This is a genomic window from Streptomyces sp. HNM0645 (assembly GCF_030056615.1).
Lineage (GTDB): Bacteria > Actinomycetota > Actinomycetes > Streptomycetales > Streptomycetaceae > Streptomyces > Streptomyces marianii.
Genome location: NZ_JASHLT010000115.1, coordinates 1 through 1,541 on the forward strand (window position 1 = coordinate 1; position 1,541 = coordinate 1,541).

2 pseudogenes are annotated in these 1,541 nt (G+C 67.1%); both read right to left on the reverse strand.

Going from position 1 to position 1,541, the window contains the following annotated elements:
* Positions 1 to 170: 170 nt before the first annotated feature.
* A pseudogene (locus tag QMZ92_RS35825) lies at positions 171 to 811 on the reverse strand (hypothetical protein).
* 557 nt (positions 812 to 1,368) lie between these two features.
* A pseudogene (locus tag QMZ92_RS35830) lies at positions 1,369 to 1,541 on the reverse strand (IS5 family transposase); the annotation flags it as partial.

The window sequence follows — 1,541 nt, forward strand, 5'->3', positions numbered from 1 at the left end:
CGCCAGCGACGACTCCCGCGGCTCCAGCCTGTTGAACCGATACACGAACCGTTCATGCAGCTCAGCCAGCCCAGACGACCAACGCCGGACATCCGCCGGCACCACATCCCACCCCATGCCCAGCACAACGATCCGACTGCCAAACCGTCACGGCAAAGACCGTTGCAGTACTAACCCGCGTCGTGCGCGGCGTTGCTCCACGCTACGGGCTCGATCAGTGTGATCGCCCGCTGCGCGGCGCTCAGCGCCAGTGTGTCCGAGGGATGGGCGGCGGTCACATCCAGGACGGTGTCGGCCAACTTGACGGCGTGCTCGTCGCCGTGCCGTGCCGCCGTGGCGAAGAGTTCCCGGGCATCGGCTGTCCCGGTGTCCACCGGCTCGGCCGGACCCTTCGGGCGGCATGCGGCGGCGACTGCTGCGCTCGCGGACCAGCGGCCCGCAGCGACGCCGACCACAGCTCCCGGGGCAGCGCCGGCAGTGTCCGCAGCACGGCGTTGGGGGCTGTAGCAGCGTGGACGAGCATGTCGGGGTTGCCGTGTGCCTGCGCGGCATAGAAGTGAACGGTCGCCCGCACCAGTTCGGCCAGTCGCTCGGGCACCGCTGCGTCGGTGAGCCGCTCCCGGGCCCGGGGAAGTTCCTCCAGGCGCGCCGCATAGCCGTCCAGCCAACGGTGCACCCGAGCGGCCTCCCCGTGCCGTACCAGGGACTCGGCGGCCATCGGGCCGTGGTTGGTCAGCCAGTCGTCGAACTCCGGGCCGGTGGAGTGCAGTCGCTCCAGGGCCTCGTCCAGAACGCCTTCAACGATCTTCATGCCCATGAAGGTAGGCGTCGCTCTCCAGCCGGGCCAGGGACGAAGGTATGAACCTGGATCAGCTGTCCGACCTACTACTGCAACCGGTGTTTGCCGTGACGGTTGGGTCGCTTCTGGTGGTGTGTGGCCACGTCGTTCGTAGTGGCTGATGCGGGCTTGCCAGTGGTACTCGCACCCGGTCGTACGCGATTTCCTCGGATTGCGGATTGCGGATTGCGGATTGCGGAGCAGGAGCGGGCTGAGGGGCAGAGGAGAGGTCCGCGACGGGTACTGACGTCTGCGGGGCTCGCTCCGCCGACCGGCGCTGTCGTGTCTGGTGCGGACGTAGGGCTGTTGCAGGGCGGTTGCTGTCCGGCAGCGAGGCGTGCAGGCTCCGTGGGCCTGTTGCCTCACGACGTGTGTACGGCGGGCGCGGGTATCGGCGAAGTGCCCGGGAGGGACGGGGTGGCAGCACTGCGGGCTATGTTACAGAGAACACTATGCAGAGAAGTCTCTGCAACATACTCTGTCGGCATGAGTGACGAAGTGGAACCTAGGGTGCGTTTCGAAAGTGCTGGTCACAGCCACTCGTTGATGGCTGCGACCAGTACGGTCGCTTCGTAGCGGACGGCGAGCTTGTCGTATCGCGTGGCGACCGCACGGTGCCGTTTGAGGCGATTGATTCCGCACTCCACCGCGTGGCGCTGCTTGTAGTCGTCCTTGTCCAACTTCAGCGGCCGGCCACCGTGGG